This window comes from Rhodococcoides kroppenstedtii, assembly GCF_900111805.1.
Taxonomy (GTDB): domain Bacteria; phylum Actinomycetota; class Actinomycetes; order Mycobacteriales; family Mycobacteriaceae; genus Rhodococcoides; species Rhodococcoides kroppenstedtii.
This window is the reverse complement of the sequence record NZ_FOJN01000005.1, coordinates 1-19,518: the sequence shown is the minus strand read 5'-3', so window position 1 is coordinate 19,518 and position 19,518 is coordinate 1. Positions and strand designations below refer to the sequence as shown.

Here is a 19,518-nt window from a genome sequence, read left to right as displayed (position 1 = left end):
GAACGAAGCCGTGTCCACCAGCGAGCAGAACCCCGAGACCAGTTCCGAGACCACCGCCTCCGGCACCGTCGCCGTCGAGGAGGTCGTGGACCTGGTGGCGTCGTTGATCCGCTTCGACACCACCAACACCGGCGATCCGGCGACGACGGTGGGGGAGCGGGAGTGCGCCGAATGGGTGGCGCGGCAGCTCGAGGAGGTCGGGTACGAGACGGAGTACGTCGAGTCCGGAGCGCCCGGGCGCGGCAACGTGTTCGCCCGGCTACCCGGAGCGGACCGCTCACGCGGCGCGCTCCTGGTGCACGGCCACCTCGACGTGGTGCCGGCCGAACCCGCCGACTGGAGCGTGCATCCCTTTTCCGGTGCGGTCGAGGACGGGTACCTCTGGGGCCGCGGTGCGGTGGACATGAAGGACATGGTCGGCATGGCACTGGCCCTGGCGCGGCAGTTCCGGTCGCAGGGCACCGTGCCGCCGCGCGACCTCGTCTTCGCGTTCCTCGCCGACGAGGAGGCCGGCGGCAAGTGGGGCTCGCACTGGCTGGTCGAGCACCGCCCGGACCTGTTCGAGGGCGTGAGCGAGGCCGTCGGAGAGGTGGGCGGCTTCTCGCTCACCGTCGCCCGCCCGGACGGGGAGGAGCGGCGGCTCTACCTGGTGGAGACGGCCGAGAAGGGCCTTGCCTGGATGCGCCTGACCGCGAAGGCCCGCGCCGGTCACGGGTCCTTCCTGCACGACGACAACGCCGTCACCTACCTCGCCGAGGCCGTCGCGGCACTGGGCAAGCACCAGTTCCCGCTGGTGATGACCGAGTCGGTCACCGAGTTCCTCGCCGCCGTGTCGGCCGAGACGGGGCTGGAGTTCGACCCGGGTTCGCCGGACATCGACGGCACCCTGGCCAAGCTCGGCAGCATCGCGCGGATCGTCGGCGCGACCCTGCGCGACACCGCCAACCCCACCATGCTCGACGCCGGCTACAAGGCCAACGTCATTCCGCAGACGGCCACCGCGACCGTGGACTGCCGCGTGCTGCCGGGCCGCAAGGAGGCCTTCGAGAAGGAGGTCGACGAGCTGATCGGCCCGCACGTCGAACGGTCGTGGATCGCCGATCTCGAGCCGTACGAGACCACGTTCGACGGGCATCTGGTCGACGCCATGAACGACGCGATCCTCGCGTTCGACGAGAACGGCCGCACCGTGCCGTACATGCTGTCGGGCGGAACGGACGCGAAAGCCTTCGCCAAGTTGGGGATTCGCTGCTTCGGCTTCGCGCCGCTCAAGCTGCCCCCGGAACTGGATTTCGCTGCGCTGTTCCACGGGGTCGACGAACGGGTACCCGTGGACGCGTTGGTGTTCGGCACGAAGGTGTTCGAACACTTCCTGCTGCACAGCTGACCCGACACCGGGTCGGCCCACCGCTCTCCGAGAGGAATCGCCGATGTCACGGGACCCCTACGCCGACCTGCCGACGCTGCCCACCTTCGAGCTGACGTCGTCGGACATCACCGACGGTGAGCCGCTGAAGAAGGATCAGGTCAGCGGCATCATGGGCGCCGGCGGACACGACAACTCGCCGCAGCTGTCGTGGTCGGGCTTTCCTGCCGAGACCAAGAGCTTCGCCGTCACGGTCTACGACCCCGACGCCCCCACGGGCTCCGGGTTCTGGCACTGGGCCGTCGCGAACATCCCGGTCGGCACGACCACGCTGGTCTCGGCCGCGGGCGACGACTCCTCGACCGGTCTGCCGAACGAGGCGATCACGCTGAAGGGCGACGCCGGACTGGCGCGCTACATCGGCGCCGCACCGCCGCAGGGGCACGGCGTCCACCACTACTACGTGGCCGTGCACGCCGTCGACGTCGAGCGGCTCGAGATCGACGAGACGGCCACCCCGGCGTACCTCGGCTTCAACCTGTTCTCGCACGCCATCGCGCGCGCGGTGATCCACGGGACGTACGAGCAGTAGACCGCAGCAGGAGACCGCACCGGGCGCGGTCGGCAGCGTCGGGCGTGCAGGGTCACGCGAGGTCGCTGCCGACCGCGTCGGACACTCGCGCGTAGCCCGCGGCGCGAGCGCGCTCGGCGAGTCCGGTCGCGAGGCGTCGCGCCCAGAACGGTCCCCCGTAGACGAAGCCGGTGTACCCCTGCACCAGCGTGGCCCCGGCGCGGATGCGCGCCCATGCATCATCCGGCGTCTCGATGCCGCCGGCGGCGACGAGCGTCACGCGGTCACCGACACGCGCGCGCAAGCGCCGCAGGACCGCGAGCGACCGGTCGGCCACGTACGGTCCGGACACCCCGCCCGCTCCGAGTTCCGCGGCTCCGGGAGTGCGCAGCCCATCTCGAGCGATGGTGGTGTTGGTCGCGACGATGCCCGCCGCGCCCAGGTCGAGCGCCAGATCGGCGACGGCGTCGACGTCGTCGTCGGACAGGTCCGGTGCGATCTTCACCAGGACCGGCACCGACACCGCCGCGATGACCGCGCCCAGCAGAGGACGCAGCGACTCCACGGCCTGCAGGTCGCGAAGACCGGGGGTATTGGGGGAACTGACGTTGACCACGACGAAGTCCGACAACGGGCCCAGCAGGCGAGCGCTGGTGGTGTAGTCGACCGCCGCGTCGGCGGCCGGCGTCACCTTGGTCTTGCCGATGTTCGCCCCGATCGGCAGATCACCGCGGCGGCGCCGAAGACGGTCGGCCACGGCACCCGCGCCCTCGTTGTTGAAGCCCATGCGGTTGAGCAGACCGCGATCCTGCGGGAGACGGAACAGCCGGGGCGCCGGGTTCCCCGGCTGCGCGTGCGCTGTGACCGTGCCGATCTCCGCGAACCCGAATCCCAACGGCCCCCAGGCGTCGACGCCCTCGCCGTTCTTGTCGAAGCCGGCGGCCAGGCCGACCGGGGTGGGGAACTCCACGCCGAACGCCTCCGTGCGCAGTGCGGGATCGTCCACCACCAGCACCCGCGCCACGAGCGCGCGGAGCGGGCCGAACCGGGTGACCAGCCGCATCGCCGCGAAGGCGAGGTGGTGGATGCGCTCGGGCGGCACCAGGAACATCAGGCGCAGCAGGATCCGGTAGGGACTCACGTCGGTGCGGTCTCCGTCTCTCGTCACAGTTCGGGGTCGGGAACGTGCTGGGCGGTCTTGCGGCGCTTGAGCAGCACGCGGCGGCTGCCGTCGGTGTACAGGCGCACGCGGGAGAGCTCCCACCCGCCGAACTCCGCCGAGATCGCGAGCCGCATCGACGCGGTCACCCGCGTCACGTCGGGCGGCAGCTTGATCGGCACGTACTCCCAGTCGTCGGACTGGATCTGCCAGCTCGCGGGGACGGCTCGGTTCGGCATGGGCATCGCGACTTTCGGTCGGGGTCACTCGCGGGTCGGTATCACCTGCACACCGGCACCGTCGTTCGAGCCTACGAACAATCGTCCGGAACGCGAATCGACCGCGAGGGAATCGGGCTGCTTCACGGTGGGAAACCGTGCCGTCTCCACCGGAATTCCGCCGGAGACGTCGAAGCCGACCACCTCGTTGGTGGCCGTCGTCGTGACCCACACCGTGCCGACGTCGTCGCACGCCACGGCGAACGGCGACCCGGCCACCGGATAGCGCTGGCGCATGATCAGGTCGTCGCCGGTGAAGATCATCAGCTCGTCGTCGGCGGTGTCGGAGACCGCGATCGCCCCGGTGCTGCAGCCCACCGTCCGGGTGGCGCCGTCGCCGGCGCGCAGCGCTTCGCCGAGCCGGTCGCCCGCGACGTTCACCGTGGTCATGGACGTCTGCCGGGTGTCGAGAGCCACCAGGTCGTCCCCGGCGGGGACCAGTCCGTCCACCGAGGCGAGTCCGCCCACCGTCGACGTCACCGCGCCGTCGGCGTCCAGCACGGACACCCGGCCGGTCGCCGAGCCCACGGCGTACCCGTCGTCGAACACGGTCGCCGAGATCGCGCCACCCTCGACCGGCCACTCCGTGGTGGCGCCCGAGTCGGCGTCGACCCGCACGAGCCCGTCCGCCGTGGTGACCAGGATCTCCCCGGCGCGGCCGGGATGAACCGAGGTTCCGGGCGACGGCAACGTCACTGCGCGCGGCGCGCCGTCGTCGCCGGCCAGGAGCACGCCGTCGTCGGTCAGGATCGCCAAAATCGAGGTGTCCGCGTCGACGGCCAGCCCGCGTACCGTGACCGGCCCGCCGAGAGTGGGGGGTGCGACGGTGCCGGCGGGCGTCGTCGACACCTCGGGCGAGGCCGCCGCCGTTTCCGGCTCGCGGGTGTTGGTCGGCGTCGATTCGCTCTGTTGCCCACCACACGCGGCCAGGAGCAGTGCGATCACGCTCACCGCGACCGTCCCCGCCGACCGGGACGTCCGTCGTCGCACATTCGTCGTCGTCGCAGGTCCCACGGGTCGTCTCGTTTCCTCGTCGCTCGCCATCGCGTCCATCCGATCACGCCCCGCGGCGGGGAGACGCGACAGCCCCCGCCGACGGTGGGTACGGTCCGAAGTGTCCGTTACCGCAGGTTCCACGGGAGTGTTCATCGTGAGCCGTCCGACCATGCCGGACCCCACCGGCCCCGAGTTCTCCGTTGACGACGTCACCACCGGCCCGCACGCGCACGGCTTCGGTACCGCCGCCGACGGTCGCGCGTTCGCCTTCCGCGTGCGCGGCAAGACCCTGCGCGTGGAGGTCTACCGTCTCGGGGCCACCGTCACCGTGCCCGCGGACGTCGACGTCGACGGGGTGGCGGACGTCGACGTGACCGACGTGGACCTCTGCGACGAACGCTCGGTCACCGCCGCCGTGCGGGACGCCGTCGCCACGGTGCACGCACCCGACGACCCGCGGTCCGCCGACACCACGCTGGTCCGCGCATTGCTCGGCCGACTCGGCGCCCTCGATCCGCGGGGCGGATCCGACTAGCGCCACGGCGAGCTGACGTCGTCCAGGGCCGCTGCGATCGCCGACGGCAGGTCGACGTCCTCGGCCGCGAGTACGCCGGTGAGCTGGCCGATGTCGCGAGTTCCCACCACGGTCGACGCCACACCGGGCCGATCGCGTGCCCACGCAAGAGCCACGGCCAGCGGCGAGGTTCCGAGACCGTCCGCCGCGGTCAGCACGGCCTCGACGACCTTGCTCCCGTCCTCCCCGAGGAAGGGTGCGATGCCCGCGGATCGCACGGGATCGGCGCCGCGGGCATCGGCGGGGACGCCGTCGCGGTACTTGCCGGTGAGCACCCCTCCGCCGAGCGCCGAGACCGCCAGGACCCCGACACCGTGCCAGGCGGCGGCGGGAATCAGATCGTCCTCCGTTCCGCGCGCCAACAGGGAGTACTCGGCCTGCGCGGCCACCACCGAGACGCGGGACGCCAAGGTCGCCAGCTGCCATCCGCGGTACCCGCGCACCCCCGCGTAGCGCACCCGCCCGGACGACACGGCGGTCTCGAGCGTCGCCGCGATCTCGTCGAGCGGGGTCCGCGTGTCCCATGCGCCGACGCTCCAGAGATCCAGGTGATCGGTGCCGAGATCGCGCAGGGTGCGGTCGAGACCGGCGAGCAGCGCCCGCCGCGAGCAGTCGACGGTCCAGTGCCCGGCGGCGTCGGCCGGACTGACGCCGGAGTCGACGCTGAGCACCAGGTCGGCGCGGGGGACCACGTCGTCGAGAATCTCCGCCAGGACACGCACGGCCCGGCCGTCGCCGTACGTGTCCGAGGTGTCCACCAGGGTCCCGCCCGCCTCGACGAAGGCCGTGATCTGGGCGGCGGCGTCGTCGCCGTCCACCCCACGTCCCCACTCGCCGGTGCCCAGTCCCAGGCGGGAGACGCGAAGTCCGCTGGTACCGACGGTTCTGTGCTTCATGGTGGTGACTGCTCGCTTCGTTTGCGGACGGCGGGTGACCCCGTGATCGAGGGACGACCCTAGTACGGTCGGCACTCGTGACGTCGACCGTGATCGCCGATTCCATGTCCTGGCTGCAAGCCGTGGTGCTCGGCGCCGTGCAGGGCCTGACCGAGTTCCTGCCGATCTCCTCCTCCGGCCACCTGCGGATCGTGTCCGAGGTGTTCTTCGGTGACGACGCCGGCGCGTCCTTCACGGCGGTGACCCAGCTCGGGACCGAGGCGGCGGTACTGCTCTTCTTCGCGAAGGACATCGTGCGCATCGTGCGGGCGTGGTTCCGCGGACTGTTCGACGCGGCCCATCGCGGCGACCTCGACTACCGCATGGGCTGGTATGTCATCTTCGCGACCATTCCCATCGGCGTCATCGGCTTCGTCTTCAAGGACGCCATCCGCACCGGTGCCCGCAACCTCTGGATCGTGGCCACCATGTTGATCGTGTTCGCCCTGGTCATCATGATCGCCGAGAAGGTCGGCAGGCAGCGCCGACCGATCGAGAAGCTCACCACCCGCGACGGCCTGGTCATGGGTCTGGCGCAGTGCCTCGCGCTGATTCCCGGTGTGTCCCGGTCCGGCGCGACCTCGAGTGCCGGCCTGTTCCTGGGGCTGACGCGGCCCGCCGCCGTGCGGTTCTCGTTCCTCCTGGCCATCCCCGCCGTCACCGCGTCGGGCCTGTTCTCCCTGCCCGACGCGTTCGCGCCGTCGGGCGAGGGCCTGCAGGCGTCCGGGCCGCAGCTGTTGGTGGCGACGCTGGTCGCCTTCGGGCTCGGCTACGCGTCCATCGCCTGGCTCCTTCGCTTCGTGGAGAACCACTCGCTCAACTGGTTCGTCGGGTACCGCATCGTGCTCGGTCTCGCCGTCATGGCACTGCTCGCCACGGGGACCATCGCCGCGACCTGACGCGCGATCCCTAGGCTGGTCCCATGACGGTCATCCTGCTGCGGCACGGGCGTTCGACGTCCAACACCGCCGGTACCCTCGCCGGCCGGTCCGAGGGCGTCCAACTCGACGAGGTCGGACGCGAGCAGGCGGAGAAGGTCGTCGCCCGACTCGACGGCATTCCCGTCGCCGCGATCGTGCGATCGCCGCTGCTGCGCTGCGAGCAGACCGTCGCGCCGCTCGCGGCTGCGCGCAGCCTCGACCCGGTGGTCGAGGATCGACTCCTCGAGGTCGACTACGGCGAGTGGACGGGCCGCGCGATCAAGGACCTGACCGGTGAGAAGTTGTGGAAGGTCGTCCAGCATCATCCGTCGGCGGCGGTGTTCCCCGGCGGCGAGGGGTTGGCCGATGTCCAGGCTCGCGCCGTCCGCGCGGTTCGAGACCACGACGAGCGGCTGGCGGCCGAAGCCGGTCACGACGTCGTGTGGGTCGCATGCACGCACGGCGACGTCATCAAGTCCGTGCTCGCGGACGCCCTCGGCTCGCACCTCGATCAGTTCCAGCGCATCGTGGTCGATCCGTCGTCCATCTCCGTCGTGCGCTACACCGAGACGCGGGCGTTCGTCCACCGTGTCGGTGATCTGGGCGGTGATCTACGTCAGGTGGTGCCGCCGCCCCCGAAGGACCCCGAGAACGCCGACGGTGGCGAGTCGTCCGACGCCGTGATCGGCGGCGGAGCGGGTCGCTGACCGCGCACGCTGGACAGCACGCGGATAATGACGATGGAGGTCGCCAGGCCACCATCACCGCCGGGCACGTACCCCCACACGGGGCCCGGCGCGGATACGGAAGGTGAAAGTATGTCCCGCGCGATTCACGTCTTCCGCACTCCCGATCGGTTCGTCGCCGGCACGGTGGGCGAACCCGGTGATCGGTCGTTCTTCCTGCAGGCCGTGCACGAGGCCCGCGTCGTGTCGGTGGCACTCGAGAAGCAGCAGGTGCAGGTGCTCGCGGACCGTGTCGGGCTGCTCCTCGACGAGGTGGCCCGGCGGTTCGGTGCCGAGGTGCCGCCGTCGGACACCGATCCCTCCGACATCGACCCCCTGGTCACCCCCGTCGACGCCGAGTTTCGCGTCGGCACGATGGGCCTCGGCTGGGACGCCGACGCCGGGGCCGTCGTGGTGGAACTGCTCGCCATCACCGAGACCGAGATCGACGAGTCGGTGGTTCTCGACGACACCGAGGAGGGCCCGGACGCCGTCCGCGTCTTCCTCAGCCCCGAGCAGGCGCGCGAGTTCGCCGCGCGCAGCGAGCGGGTGATCGCCGCCGGTCGGCCGCCGTGCCCGCTGTGCGGGGAGCCGCTCACGGCCGGCGGACACATGTGCGTGCGCACCAACGGCTACCGGCGCGGACCGGTGTCCGGATCCGCCGTCACAGACTTCGGGGACGACTCCTGACCGCCCCCGACGATCTCGACCTGCTGACCACGGCCGAGCTGACCATCGTCGGTCGCGTCGTCCAGGCGTCCAACGCGACCCTGGTCTGCGAGATCTCCCGGGCCGACTCCGATACGCCCTTTCGCTGCGTCTACAAGCCCGTACGCGGCGAGCAGCCACTGTGGGACTTCCCGGACGGCACGCTCGCCGGCCGCGAGGTGGCGTCGTACCGGGTGTCGGAGGCTCTCGGTTGGGGGACGGTGCCGACCACCGTGTTGCGCGAGGGTCCCGTCGGCCCGGGCATGGTGCAGCGATGGATCGACACCGTCGAGCGACACCCGGAGTCGGGTGACGGCATCGACCTGGTCGACATCTGCCGGCCCGACCTCGTTCCCGACGGCTATCTCCCGGTCCTGCGCGGTCACGACGAGACGGGGGAGGAGATCACCCTCGTGCACGCCGACGACCCCCGGCTGCATCGCATGGCCGTCCTCGACGTCGTGCTGAACAACGCCGACCGCAAGGGCGGTCACGTCCTCGAGGGACTCGACGGCGCGGTGTACGGCGTCGACCACGGTCTCGCGATGCACCGGGAGAACAAGCTGCGGACGGTGCTGTGGGGGTGGGCGGGGGATCCGATCGGCCCGGACCTCGTGGCCGATCTGGAGCGGGTTCTCGACTCGCTCGGGGGGTCGCTGGGCGACGAGTTGGCACCGCTGATCACCGACGCGGAGATCGACGCGCTGCGGCGGCGCATCCGCACCCTGGTCGAGCGGCCCGTGATGCCGGCACCGACGTCCTCGCGGCCGCTGCCGTGGCCCGCCTTCTGAGCCTGGCGAACGGTCCGTCCCCGGTCACCGGATAGTCTGGGGGCCATGCAGTCCTGGCCCGATGTCGCTGTCCCCACGGTTCCCGGAGAGGGCCCGGCCCTGCGTTTGTACGACACCGCCGATCGCGCCGTCCGGCCGGTCACGCCGGGCTCGACGGCCACCATGTACGTCTGCGGCATCACCCCCTACGACGCCACGCACCTCGGCCACGCCGCCACCTACCTCACCTTCGACCTGGTGCAGCGCGTGTGGCGCGACGCCGGCCACGACGTCCACTACGTGCAGAACGTCACCGACGTGGACGACCCGCTGTTCGAGCGTGCGGCCCGCGACGGCGAGGACTGGCAGTCCCTCGGGCAGCGGGAGACCGACCTGTTCCGGTCCGACATGACGGCGCTGCGCGTGCTCCCGCCCCGCGACTACATCGGCGCCGTCGAGTCCGTCGCCGAGGTGGTCGAGCTGGTGGAGAAGCTGCTCGCCTCCGGCGCGGCCTACACCGTCGACGACGCCGATTACCCCGACGTGTACTTCCGCGCCGACGCCACCGAGCAGTTCGGGTACGAGTCCGGCTACGACCGCGACACCATGGCTCGCTTCTTCGCCGAGCGCGGGGGCGACCCCGACCGCGCCGGCAAGCGGGACCCCCTGGACGCGTTGATCTGGAAGGCCGCCCGGCCCGGCGAGCCGTCCTGGCCGTCACCGATGGGTCCCGGCCGCCCGGGCTGGCACATCGAGTGCGCGGCCATCGCGCTGAACCGCATCGGCTCCGGGTTCGACGTGCAGGGCGGCGGCAGCGACCTCATCTTCCCGCACCACGAGTTCTCGGCGGCGCACGCCGAATCCCTCACCGGCGCCGACCGTTTCGCGCGACACTACGTGCACACCGGCATGATCGGGCTCGACGGGGAGAAGATGTCGAAGTCCCTCGGCAACCTGGTGCTGGTGTCCAAGCTCACCGCCGCCGGCGTGGACCCGGGCGCCATTCGCCTGGGCTTGTACGCCGGCCACTACCGCCAGGACCGCACCTGGGACGACGCCACGCTCGCCGCCGCGCAGCAGCGACTCGAGGCCTGGAAGGCCGCGGCGGCGCTGAAGTCCGCGCAGTCGGCCGAGGACACCGTCGCCCGCGTCCGCCAGCACCTCGCCGACGACCTCGACACCCCCAAGGCCCTCGACGCCCTCGATGCCTGGGCGCGCGACGCCGTCACGATCGGTGGCTCCGACACCGCGGCGCCGGGGTTGATCGCCGACACCGTCGACGCGCTGCTGGGTGTGCGGCTGCGCTGAGCGCCCCGTGCGGCTCGGACTCCGTGAACGCGGTTTCCCGCCGCAATCGAGGCTCGAATGAGGAGTCGACGGCATCCCGCGCGAGAAGCCGCCGAGACGCACACCGTGCTCGGCGACTACACCTCCGCGAAGTCGAGTCCCCCCGACACCGGGGTGGGCACCCGCCGCCGCTGGGGTGAGCCGAGGGCGGCGGCGAGGTCGGACCCGTCGTGTTCGGCGAGGAGTTCGCCGTCGTCCCAGACCAGCAAGGCTGCACTGACGGTGTTCTCGGCGGCGGAGTGCGCCAGGTCGTAGTGCGCGCAGCCGGGAACGCCGGCGTAGGTGATCCAGAGGTCGTAGCCCGTCATGAACAGGTCCAGATCGAATTGCACACTGAGGCCGAGCAATTCGCGGCGGCCGTTGTCGTCCACACCGGCGAACGCCTCGTCCAGCGCCAGCAGCCGGGGGGAGTGCGGGTCGGCCGACGAGAGCATCACGTGCGCCGCCGCGAAGAGCGGGAGGTGCAACGACACCGACTGCTCGCCGCCGGAGAGAGCGCTGTGCCGGGCGACGGTCAGCCGATCCTCGGACCCGTCCGCACCGAGCAGCGTGAAGGCGAACACCCGCCACTGCCGGTAGTCGAGTGCCTCCGTGAGGATCTCGGGGTAGGACCGCTCCGGATGCGCCGCCCGGGCCGTACGGATCCGCGCCGCGAACCAGGCCCGGATCCGCGCGAGGTCGTCCGGCGACAAGGCGGCGCTGTCGCGCTCGAGCAGTTTCGAGACCGCTCGCCCCTCCTCGTCGAGCGTGTCCGCCAGCACCCAGTGGACGCCGATGGTGGAGCCGGACGACATGCGCCGTTCCTTCATCTCGGCGCCCATCCGAGCGATGAGGGCCCGCGCGTCGACGGTGCGCTCGTGAATCTGCTGCGCCAGGCCCGTCAGCAGCGCGTCCTCGAGGATGCGGCGTTCGGCGTCGGTCAGCAGGGACTCCTGGTCACGCCGCGCCTCGGCCACCCGAGAGGCGAACTCCGCCACGGTCGTTCGGCCGCGCTCGTCCTGTACCCGCACCACCGTCACGCCGTCGACGGCATCCCACTCGAGGCGGAAGTCCTGACCCGACGCCGCCAGACCGGCATCGAAATCCTGCAGCGCCGCGGTGAGGGCGCTGCGGGTGGATTTGCGCGTGGAGTCGGTGGCCTTGACCTCGGTGGTGGCGGTCTCCAGGGCGTCCAGCAGCGCGCGGACCTCGGTGGGCAGCACGTCGGGCACCTCGTCGGGTGTGTCGGCCGCCTCCGCCCGGTAGAGCACCTGATCCGGTGTGGACCAGGCGGCCTCGCTGGTGGGCCACGGGTGATACGGGGCGCCGAGGACGGTCAACAGGTCGCGTTCGGCGTACGGGGCCAATCGTCGCGCATCCGTGAGGCTTTCGGTGACGGCCGCCGTGAGTTCTGCCGTCGCGGTGCGCAGAGCGCCGTCGGCGGCTCCGGTGTCCTCACCCGCGGCGGTCGCCGCCTTGCGGGCCGCGGTCTGCTCCTTCTTGCACTCCTCGATGCGCCGGCGGACCGCCGCTAGTTCGGCGTCGATCTGTTCCGCGTCGGCGCCGAGCGACTCGCGCAGGACCTCGAGTTTCGCCGACTGCTGCTCGTACCCGGTCTCGGCGATCGCCGCTTCCTCCGCGTACTCCTCCGCGTTCCCGACGGCTTCCTCGAGGCGTGCCGACGCCTCCCGCTCGCGTTCGGCGGCGCGGTCGACGTCGCCGCGGTGCCGGAGAAGGGCGTGTCCGGTGTTCTCGAAATGGCGGATCGCGGCGGCGAGGGCGTCGAGCTCGCGTCCCGAGGCGGGCACGCGATGCGTCACCGCGGCGGTCCGCAGCGCTCTCTCCGCGGCTGCCTGCGCCGCGACCGCGCGGTCGAGGTCCTGGTCCGCCGCGGCCGCGGACTCCGAGACCGAGCGCAGTGCACCGGCGGCCTCGACGGTGCTGCGCAGCGCCGCCGTGATCGAGGACGTGCCGGGCAGTCGGTCGACCGACCGCTGGACGGCGTCGAGACGCGCGCGGGCCTCGACGGCGGCACGGTCGGCGGCGTGCGCCCGACCACGGGTCCGGTCGATCTCGGCGTCGAGTTCCGCCGCGCGGGCAGCTCGTCGGCGTGCCCGCGCCGTGGCGCCGATGTACTCCGCGGCGTGCTTCGTGTGCGAACCCCGCAGCACCCCGAGGGCGAAGGACCCGTCGGCGGCGACGCGAACGGGCCCGTCCCCGCCGAGCGCGACCGACTCGAGGACCCGTCGCACAGTGCCCGCGTCCACTGCGGGATCGTCCTCGACCGTGAGCACGTCGGCGAGCGACGGTCCTCGGGCCGGCTCGAGCGCGGTGAGCGCAATGTCGCCCGGCACGTCCTCGCCGACGAGGGCGTCGAGAATGCCTGCGGCCTCGAGTGCGGCCTCGAGACCGGCCGCGTCGGCGTCGTCGACATGCTCGGCGAAGCGCACGAGCTGCCAGAGCGCCACCCCGTTCTCACGCGGCCGGCGGGTGTGCGGCACGGGCGGCGCGTCGTCGTGCTCTGCGGCGACGCGAACACGGTCGGACTCGAGCTCGACGAGGAGTCCGCGTGCGTCCTCCGCGGCGCGCACCGCTTCCCGTTCGGCGGTCCGGAGGGCGTCGACCGTGTCGCGCAGACGCTCGCGCAGCACGTCACGGAGCGACGGAGCGTCGTCGTTCCCGATCGCGTCGAGCGCGTCGGCGAGCGCCGCGGGAACGCCACCGTCGTCGACGACGCGCGAGGCCTCGATCCACCACGACCGCAGTTCCCCAGCACACCGTGCCCGCGCCGCCGCGACCGTGGCCTCGGCGTCACGCAGGGCAACCGACGCACGGTCGCGCTCGTCACGGCCGCGGTCCGCCGCCCGCTCGGCACGGGCACGGTCGGCGGTCGCGCGGTCGACCTGCTGCGCCGCCGCGCGGACCGCCCGGACGTCGGCGTCGCGCTCCTCCGCGTGGCCGCGCACGGCCGTGGTGATGCGATCGACGCGTGCGTCGGCGGGCAGGGCTGTCCAGGCGATCCCCGCTTCCTCTGCGGCGGCCGTCAGCTCGTCCTCGGCGCGGGCGACGACGGCGGCCACCTCCCGGGCTCGCTCCGCCGCGGCGTCGGCGTCCGCTCGGCGACCGGCGACGGCCTCCTGCGCCCGGCGGGCCTTCTCGGCCTGCTGCTGGGTGGAGATCTCGAGGCGCCGCACGGCGTCGGCGAGGTCGTCGAGTTGCTGCTTGCCCTCGTACGCCGACGAGCGTTGCAGCGTCTGCTGATCGGTCAGCGCGCGATCGAGGGCGCGGTCGGCCTCGTCGAAGCGGAGTTCGGCGGCCTCTCGCTCGGCGCGGCGTCGGTCCTGTAGTGCGCGCGCGGCGAACACGGCGGTGACGGCGTGATCGACCGCGTCGAGGCGGCGGGAGACCTGGTCGACGTCGGTCCGCGCCTGCACCGCCAGATAGCGGCCGTAGACGTCGAGAAAGGACGTGGCGGCACGATCCGCTTCGGCGATGCCCTCGAGCGCGCGGCCCACTTCCTCCATGTCGCTGAAGGACCGTGCCGCGTCCAGGACCAGATGGTCGTCCAGCGGGCGCAGGCCGTCCGACAGCGCCCGCGAGAGGCCCTTGGGATCGAGGTTCTTCGCGAGTTGGGGCCGTCGGAGCGTGAGGACGAGGGTGATGAGCTGGTCGTAACGCTCGGCCCCGAGTCCGAACATGCGAGCGTCGATCGCCGCGCGGTAGTCGATCGGACGATCGACGATGGCGTCGCTGCCGATCTGTTCGGCCAGCTGCTTCTTGGTGAGTGGTCGGTCGTCGTCCCCGAGCAGCGAGAAGTCCACGCCCACCCGGCCGTCGACGACGAAGTACCACCGAGTGACCTTGTCGACGGACCGGGTGGCGCGCATGCCGATCCCCACCGTGACGCATTCCGGGTCGTCGGCGCGGCCGCGCCCGAACTCCATCCACACGTAGCTGTGTGCCGAATCCTGGCCGCGGTACAGAAGATTGGACTTCATGGTGCGTTCCTCGCCCGCGAAGGGGTTGAGGCGACGCGGCTCGATGCGGCCGTCGAGCACGAAGGGGTAGAGCACCTCGAGGGCCTTCGTCTTGCCGGAACCGTTGGGCCCGCGCAGCACCAGGCGACCGTCGGCGAATGAGAACTCCTGGTCCCGGTAGTCCCACAGGTTGACGATGCCCGCGCGCGTGGGGCGAAAACGGGAACTGCGTGTCACGAGAGATCCTCCGTGCGTGCGGGTTCGAACAGGTCGGGGGCGGCCGAGCGCTCACGCACCGTCACCACCACCCCCCGATAACGCGCAAGCGCCGGCAGCGCCGCGACGCCGCCGTCGACGGGAACGATCAGCGTCAGTCGCTCGAGCACGGTGAGCGCAGCGCGTCGAAGTCCGTCGGCGTCCGCCTGCCACTGGGCGGCGAACGTCCGCCCGTAGGACCGAACGACGGACTCGACGGTCTCGGCGAGCCAGTCGTCCGACACCACCGGGTACAGGTGCGATTCGGCCGCGTCGTCGTCCGGGTCCGCCTTGAATTCGTGCTCGTCACTGAGGGTCTCGAACACGCCGCCCATCGGGACCGCCGTGTCCAACGCCGCGACCAGGTCCGCGGTGCGGTCCATCGTCGCCGCCGCCCGGGGCAGCGGATCGCCGTCGGGGTCGAGCACTTGATCGGCGATCTCCCCGGCCAGCAGCAGCGCCACCTGGGCGACGGTGCCGGTGGACGGGAACCGCAGATCGGACAGCCGGCCCGACGTGTCGATCAGTGCGACGCCCTCGGCGCGGCGTTCGGCGGTCAGGCCGGTGAGCAGCGCCACGTCCGCGATCGACCGCGCGTCGGGCACGTCCTGCTCGGCCGGCGCGCCGTACACCACGGGCCGTTCGACGAGGGCACGGCGGGCGCGGCGGGCACGGTCCGCGCCGTCGCGGGGCGGGTCGGCCAGCAGACCCGCCGCGCCGCCGAGGTGTTGCACCGGTCGGGGTGGGCGGAACAGGGCGGCGACGATGCTCGGGTCGATGTCGTAGAGCGCCTCGCCGGACTCCGGGTCACGGGCCCAGCCGCCCGCATCGCCGTCGGCGAGGCTGATCGCGCCGCGGGTGGCGAGCCACGAGACCGCGTCGACGAAGGCGTCCCGGTCGGACGACCGCTCGGTGTCGAGGTCGACGCCGACGACGCGGCCGGCTTCCGACGTCACCGCGTCGGCGAGTTCGGACAGCGTGACCTGGTCGCCCGCGCGGCCGAGCGCGGCCAGCACCAGGGCCACCAACGCGTAGCGACGACGGTCGAACACCCGGTCCGCAGCCGTGCGGGCCGGCCGGGTGGCGTCGAGGCGGTCGACGACGGGATGCAGGCGCGCGGTGGTCTCGGTGACCTCTAGCCGGTAGCCGAACGCCTCCTGGAGATCCTCCCGCAGTTCCGTCGCCCACCGCCGGACCAGCGGCAGGGCGATGCGGTCCGGGTACGTCCGGGTGATCAGGTGGTGGGACAGGACGGTCCGGACGGCGCGTTGGTAATTGTCGAGCGCGAGGCCGGGGACAGAGTGCACCCTCATCGGCGCGTTCCGGTGCGTCGAGTGACGGTGACGGCCAGCTTGTCCAGGTGCAACGCGCCGCGATGAGTCCGGACGACGGTGGAGTGCTCGCACGGGGCGAGGGTCAACGACGTCGCTCCTTCGGTTCCGGTGGTCGACCGGACTCGCCCGGTCACCGGTACGCGCGCACCGAGGGCCGCGTCGAGGAGGGAGAGCAGGACCTCGGTTTCCTCGGGTCCGAGGACGCGACCGTCGACACCGCCGTCCCCGAGCGCCGTCGCGGCGTCGGCACGGCGACGCTGCGCGTCGAGCTGGCGCTCCCGCAGACGGCGCATCCCGGCGTCGTTGCGGTGCACGCGCGCGGGCGCACCCGCGGCCGGAGCCCGGCCCGTCTCGGCGAGGGTGCGGGCGATCTCGACGGGGGGAGCGTCCCACCACGATCGGTGGTCGGGAATAAGCTCGGCGTCGGGATGCGCCATCGACAGATGCCGTGGTCGACCCAGCCCGAACGTGGCGTCGAACAGCGCGTGCGCCGCGTCCTCGGTGGGAGCGGCGGCGAACCAGCCCGCGAGGTGCCGCAACTGCGACTCGCGGCTGACGCCGGTGCGACGACTCTCGGTCACCCGCCGCAGCAACGCGAGCACCGCGGTGATCGCACTCATGGTGCCGTCGCGGAGCCGGTCGACCTCGGCGGTCCCGTCGTCGGCCGAGAACCAGTGGACCAGACCCGCCCAGCGGGCCGCGCGGTCGGCGCGGCGATCGGCCCGCGCGAGGAAGACGCGCTCGTCGCTGTCGGCCGCGCGGTCCAACAGGGCGTCGAGGCCGGTCCGCTCGACCGCCTCTATGGCCGCCGTGAGCTTCGGCGCGTAGCGCGCGAGGTCGGAGGAGAACTCCCGCATGTGCGCGAGCAACGCGTCCTTGTGGGCGAGGAACGCCTCCGGGGTGACGTCCGTGGTGCGCACCAGGTCCCCGAGCGAGAGGTAGAAGTGTGCGGCGCGGGTGGCCAGGTCGTTCAGCGCCGCGTCGAGGCGGACGAGCTTGCGGTGCACCAGGTCCGCGTCGCCCGCCCGGTTGGCGGCGGCCAGGCCCTCGAGGTCGGCGAGCAGTTCGGGCAGGGCCAGTCGCGACAACGACGCATCGTCGGGGCGCGCGGCGACGACGTCCTCCACCGCGCGGTAGGCGTGGTAGCCCACCTGCCCGAACTGGTACACGTAGTGGCGGTTGCGATACTCCGCCAAGGTGGCGGCTCGCGACCCGTCGTAGCTGCGTTCGAGCACACCCCAGGTGTGCAGCTGGTCGAGCAGCGGCCCGATCTCGGCGGCGGTGAGTGCGTCACCGGTGTCTGTGCGGGCCAGGATGTCGGCGACGTCGCCGGCGTGCAGGAGTACGACGTACCCCGTCCGGGCGTGATCGAACGCCCGGAGGACCCGCAGGTAGTCGAGCCGCTTCTCGGCCGTGGCGAACGACAGCAGCCGGAGCCGGTCGTCGAGCTCTTCTCGACCCACGGCTTCAGTCACCCGGCTAGGCTAGGCGGTAGCCAGACTCAAAACGAATCGGGTCTGCGCTTTCTCGGCATCCTGGGCCGAGGGGACGCGACTGGAATGGCAGCCAAGCTTGAAGGCCGCCAGGCTTCCCACTCACCAACGAAGTTGGTGACAGCCGGACGCAAAACCCTCACTCGTTTGACGAAGCCAGCTTTGCTGCGCTGTTCCAGTTTCGGGGATCTTGCAAGGCGCCGGCACAACCTTCAATCATCCTCGCAGACGCGCTTGACTTCCTCTGACTCCATCACCAACCTGTGGAGCGGTCCAAGCGAGGTTGCGAAATCCTTGCCCTTCGTGCCTACATAATTGACTCCGAGCGGAGAGAGAACGGAAGCTTGGAGCCTGAACATCTTGCCGTCGACCTTCACTGCCCCCAACCTAATCAAAGAGTCGCGGATAGCCCCTAGCATCGCATTCTTGCCGACTACGATATTGTCAATCATCTCTTTATGTTGGCTGGGGTCCTGCGCCGCTCCGCCCTTGAAGGACAATAGAATGCGACGGAGTCCGATGAGAACTTCGGCAGAAAGCGCTTCTGATTTATGAGACGTTTGAGGGAGTTTGCTGAAGTATGTTTTCCACGGATGCCAAGCATTCGGCCAATTGATGACTAGGGATTGGTCCGAGCGTGTTGTAATTTTGGTCGCTTGGTCTGCGACGAATTCTTTCGTCATGAGGAGTGCGCCGGAAGCGGTCTCGTCGTCGTGAACGCCCCTGCTTGAGGAAACATTTACGGTCCGAGCCCGAACTTCAAGCATTTCCGACAGTATGGTGCAGTGTGGCCCGATTTCGACAGTGTCAGTGACCGAGCTGAGAATCACGCCGAATCGACGCGTGATGATCCAGCATCGACTCACCGAAGTTGTCAGTTCAATCGCCCCGGACTTCTCAAGGACTCTGAATTCAAGCACGTCCGAGAGAGACAACTGCTTCGCGGTGCCCTCGAACGGATGTAGCACTAAGCTAGTGTGCGTCGGGCTATCTAGGATTGAAAATGCGTCATTACCCCTACTGCCAGCAGCGTACGATTTTATCAAATCATCGATTATCGACTCGCGGATGATGAAGTCATAAGATTCACGACGCTCAACGCTAACTTGGTTAGCTAGCGCGTGACAAAAGTGCGCAAAAAACGGACCCGGCTTCATGCACGCGGCCAGAAGATCTGCACGACGTACACCGTGCAATTCAACGGTATCGGCGGTTGCGACGTAGGCCCGCACGTAATCGGCAAATACCGGATTGGAGTATTTTTTAAGCGACAAAAACGGGTGCTCCCCAACGAATCCCGCGATGTGTTCCTCATAAGCTACGCGATCTGCAGCCCTGAGCACGGCCGGCGACTCCAGGCGCATATTGCCAAGAAACTTGCCTAATATGCGCAGTATTTGTTCTTCTCGCGTGTACAGGAGCGAAAACGTCTCGTTCGGCAGATCCAAGAAGTTGTCGATCTGATTTCTCACTTTTTGCGATTCTCGATCGAGAATTGTCTCCGTCACGCTCAAGAGCAGAATCCCTCTGTCGACTCTTGAACGAGAGCCTGCCGAAGCTTCCTGGGCGCGCATGAGTTCTGCCCTAGGGTTTTCTACGGCAAGCCTCCTAGCAATTGCCAAAATCACCGGCGGATAACCGAGGAAATCGGACGCCACACTGCCATCTTCTGCCCCGTCGATATCAAGAGCCGTGGCAATATCGTCGAAAATCCACTCGCGCAAATCCGCAAACGGTTGGCTATGGGTACGATGAGTCTCGTACCGACGCCCGTCGACAAGTGCGGCATCCAAAGCTAGGTCGGTCAATTCAGCAGCCTGAATTCGGGTGAGGGGTGCAAGCTCAGCTGTCTCCACAGGCACGCCGCATTCCTCGAAGACTAATTGGGTAGTAAGTATCGATTCCGGCCTACCCAATATTACAACCTGCCTATTGGGAGTGGATCCAGCCAGCAGGCCCGCAATGTCCTGTAGGAACGCCCAGAAGTGTTCGGGTCCGGCGGCCAACGCAGCCTCGTCTAACGAGTCCAAGAGGAGGCTAGGGCGTGTCTCCCAATTGGCGTAGCCAGGTGAGAATTGCGCAGAGGGTGACGGCGGCTCGGTAGGTGATTGCGAGTTTGTCGTAGCGGGTG

At 70.1% G+C, this 19,518-nt stretch carries 16 protein-coding genes; 8 read left to right on the top strand and 8 right to left on the bottom strand.

Going from position 1 to position 19,518, the window contains the following annotated elements; genetic code table 11:
• The first annotated feature begins 10 nt into the window (after positions 1 to 10).
• Both BMZ18_RS07260 and BMZ18_RS07255 read left to right on the top strand, forming a co-directional pair.
• A complete protein-coding gene (locus tag BMZ18_RS07260) occupies positions 11 to 1,387 on the top strand; it encodes a M20/M25/M40 family metallo-hydrolase (protein ID WP_074922062.1) in 1,377 nt (458 codons plus the stop codon).
• 43 nt (positions 1,388 to 1,430) lie between these two features.
• Positions 1,431 to 1,958 carry a YbhB/YbcL family Raf kinase inhibitor-like protein gene (locus tag BMZ18_RS07255; RefSeq protein ID WP_068101245.1) on the top strand — a complete coding sequence of 176 codons (528 nt, stop codon included), beginning with the start codon at positions 1,431 to 1,433 and terminating at the stop codon, positions 1,956 to 1,958.
• Between the two features lie 52 nt (positions 1,959 to 2,010).
• Here BMZ18_RS07255 and BMZ18_RS07250 read toward each other — a convergent pair whose 3' ends face one another.
• Genes BMZ18_RS07250 through BMZ18_RS07240 form a run of 3 tightly spaced genes read right to left on the bottom strand, consistent with a single transcriptional unit; the run spans position 2,011 to position 4,325 of the window.
• Positions 2,011 to 3,078, bottom strand: a complete 1,068-nt coding sequence (locus BMZ18_RS07250; protein WP_280141955.1) for a quinone-dependent dihydroorotate dehydrogenase — start codon at positions 3,076 to 3,078, stop codon at positions 2,011 to 2,013.
• 23 nt (positions 3,079 to 3,101) lie between these two features.
• On the bottom strand, positions 3,102 to 3,335 hold the full coding sequence (locus BMZ18_RS07245) for a DUF5703 family protein (RefSeq protein WP_371828492.1): 234 nt from the start codon (positions 3,333 to 3,335) through the stop codon (positions 3,102 to 3,104).
• Between the two features lie 24 nt (positions 3,336 to 3,359).
• Positions 3,360 to 4,325 carry an NHL repeat-containing protein gene (locus BMZ18_RS07240; protein WP_211267467.1) on the bottom strand — a complete coding sequence of 322 codons (966 nt, stop codon included), beginning with the start codon at positions 4,323 to 4,325 and terminating at the stop codon, positions 3,360 to 3,362.
• Between the two features lie 199 nt (positions 4,326 to 4,524).
• Between BMZ18_RS07240 and BMZ18_RS07235 the strand changes: the two genes are divergently transcribed.
• Complete coding sequence (locus BMZ18_RS07235; protein ID WP_235606526.1) at positions 4,525 to 4,905, top strand: hypothetical protein; 381 nt, start codon at positions 4,525 to 4,527, stop codon at positions 4,903 to 4,905.
• Here BMZ18_RS07235 and BMZ18_RS07230 read toward each other — a convergent pair.
• Complete coding sequence (locus tag BMZ18_RS07230; RefSeq protein ID WP_068361376.1) at positions 4,902 to 5,840, bottom strand: aldo/keto reductase; 939 nt, start codon at positions 5,838 to 5,840, stop codon at positions 4,902 to 4,904. The genes BMZ18_RS07235 and BMZ18_RS07230 overlap by 4 nt on opposite strands.
• 92 nt (positions 5,841 to 5,932) lie before the next feature.
• Between BMZ18_RS07230 and BMZ18_RS07225 the strand changes: the two genes are divergently transcribed.
• From BMZ18_RS07225 to mshC, 5 genes are all read left to right on the top strand, one after another.
• Positions 5,933 to 6,778: an undecaprenyl-diphosphate phosphatase gene (locus tag BMZ18_RS07225; protein WP_170851471.1), complete on the top strand. Its 846-nt coding sequence runs from the start codon at positions 5,933 to 5,935 to the stop codon at positions 6,776 to 6,778.
• Positions 6,779 to 6,801: 23 nt separating this feature from the next.
• Entirely contained in the window at positions 6,802 to 7,506 is a 705-nt protein-coding gene (locus tag BMZ18_RS07220) for a histidine phosphatase family protein (RefSeq protein WP_068361373.1), read from the top strand.
• Between the two features lie 111 nt (positions 7,507 to 7,617).
• Positions 7,618 to 8,214, top strand: a complete 597-nt coding sequence (locus BMZ18_RS07215) for an Rv2134c family protein (RefSeq protein ID WP_068101265.1) — start codon at positions 7,618 to 7,620, stop codon at positions 8,212 to 8,214.
• Entirely contained in the window at positions 8,211 to 9,023 is an 813-nt protein-coding gene (locus BMZ18_RS07210) for an Rv2133c family protein (RefSeq protein WP_068361383.1), read from the top strand. Before BMZ18_RS07215 ends, BMZ18_RS07210 begins: the two co-directional genes overlap by 4 nt.
• Positions 9,024 to 9,068: 45 nt before the next feature.
• A complete protein-coding gene (gene mshC / locus BMZ18_RS07205) occupies positions 9,069 to 10,310 on the top strand; it encodes a cysteine--1-D-myo-inosityl 2-amino-2-deoxy-alpha-D-glucopyranoside ligase (protein WP_068361370.1) in 1,242 nt (413 codons plus the stop codon).
• Positions 10,311 to 10,426: 116 nt separating this feature from the next.
• Here the strand turns inward: mshC and BMZ18_RS07200 are convergent, their stop codons facing one another.
• The 4 genes from BMZ18_RS07200 to BMZ18_RS19340 form a co-directional block, all read right to left on the bottom strand.
• Positions 10,427 to 14,542 carry a TIGR02680 family protein gene (locus BMZ18_RS07200; protein ID WP_068361367.1) on the bottom strand — a complete coding sequence of 1,372 codons (4,116 nt, stop codon included), beginning with the start codon at positions 14,540 to 14,542 and terminating at the stop codon, positions 10,427 to 10,429.
• Positions 14,539 to 15,873: a DUF2398 family protein gene (locus tag BMZ18_RS07195; RefSeq protein ID WP_074922061.1), complete on the bottom strand. Its 1,335-nt coding sequence runs from the start codon at positions 15,871 to 15,873 to the stop codon at positions 14,539 to 14,541. Before BMZ18_RS07195 ends, BMZ18_RS07200 begins: the two co-directional genes overlap by 4 nt.
• A complete protein-coding gene (locus BMZ18_RS07190) occupies positions 15,870 to 17,369 on the bottom strand; it encodes a TIGR02677 family protein (protein ID WP_068361362.1) in 1,500 nt (499 codons plus the stop codon). The genes BMZ18_RS07195 and BMZ18_RS07190 overlap by 4 nt, the downstream gene beginning before the upstream one ends.
• Before the next feature lie 230 nt (positions 17,370 to 17,599).
• A complete protein-coding gene (locus BMZ18_RS19340; protein ID WP_139203873.1) occupies positions 17,600 to 19,249 on the bottom strand; it encodes a hypothetical protein in 1,650 nt (549 codons plus the stop codon).
• Between the last annotated feature and the right edge of the window lie 269 nt (positions 19,250 to 19,518).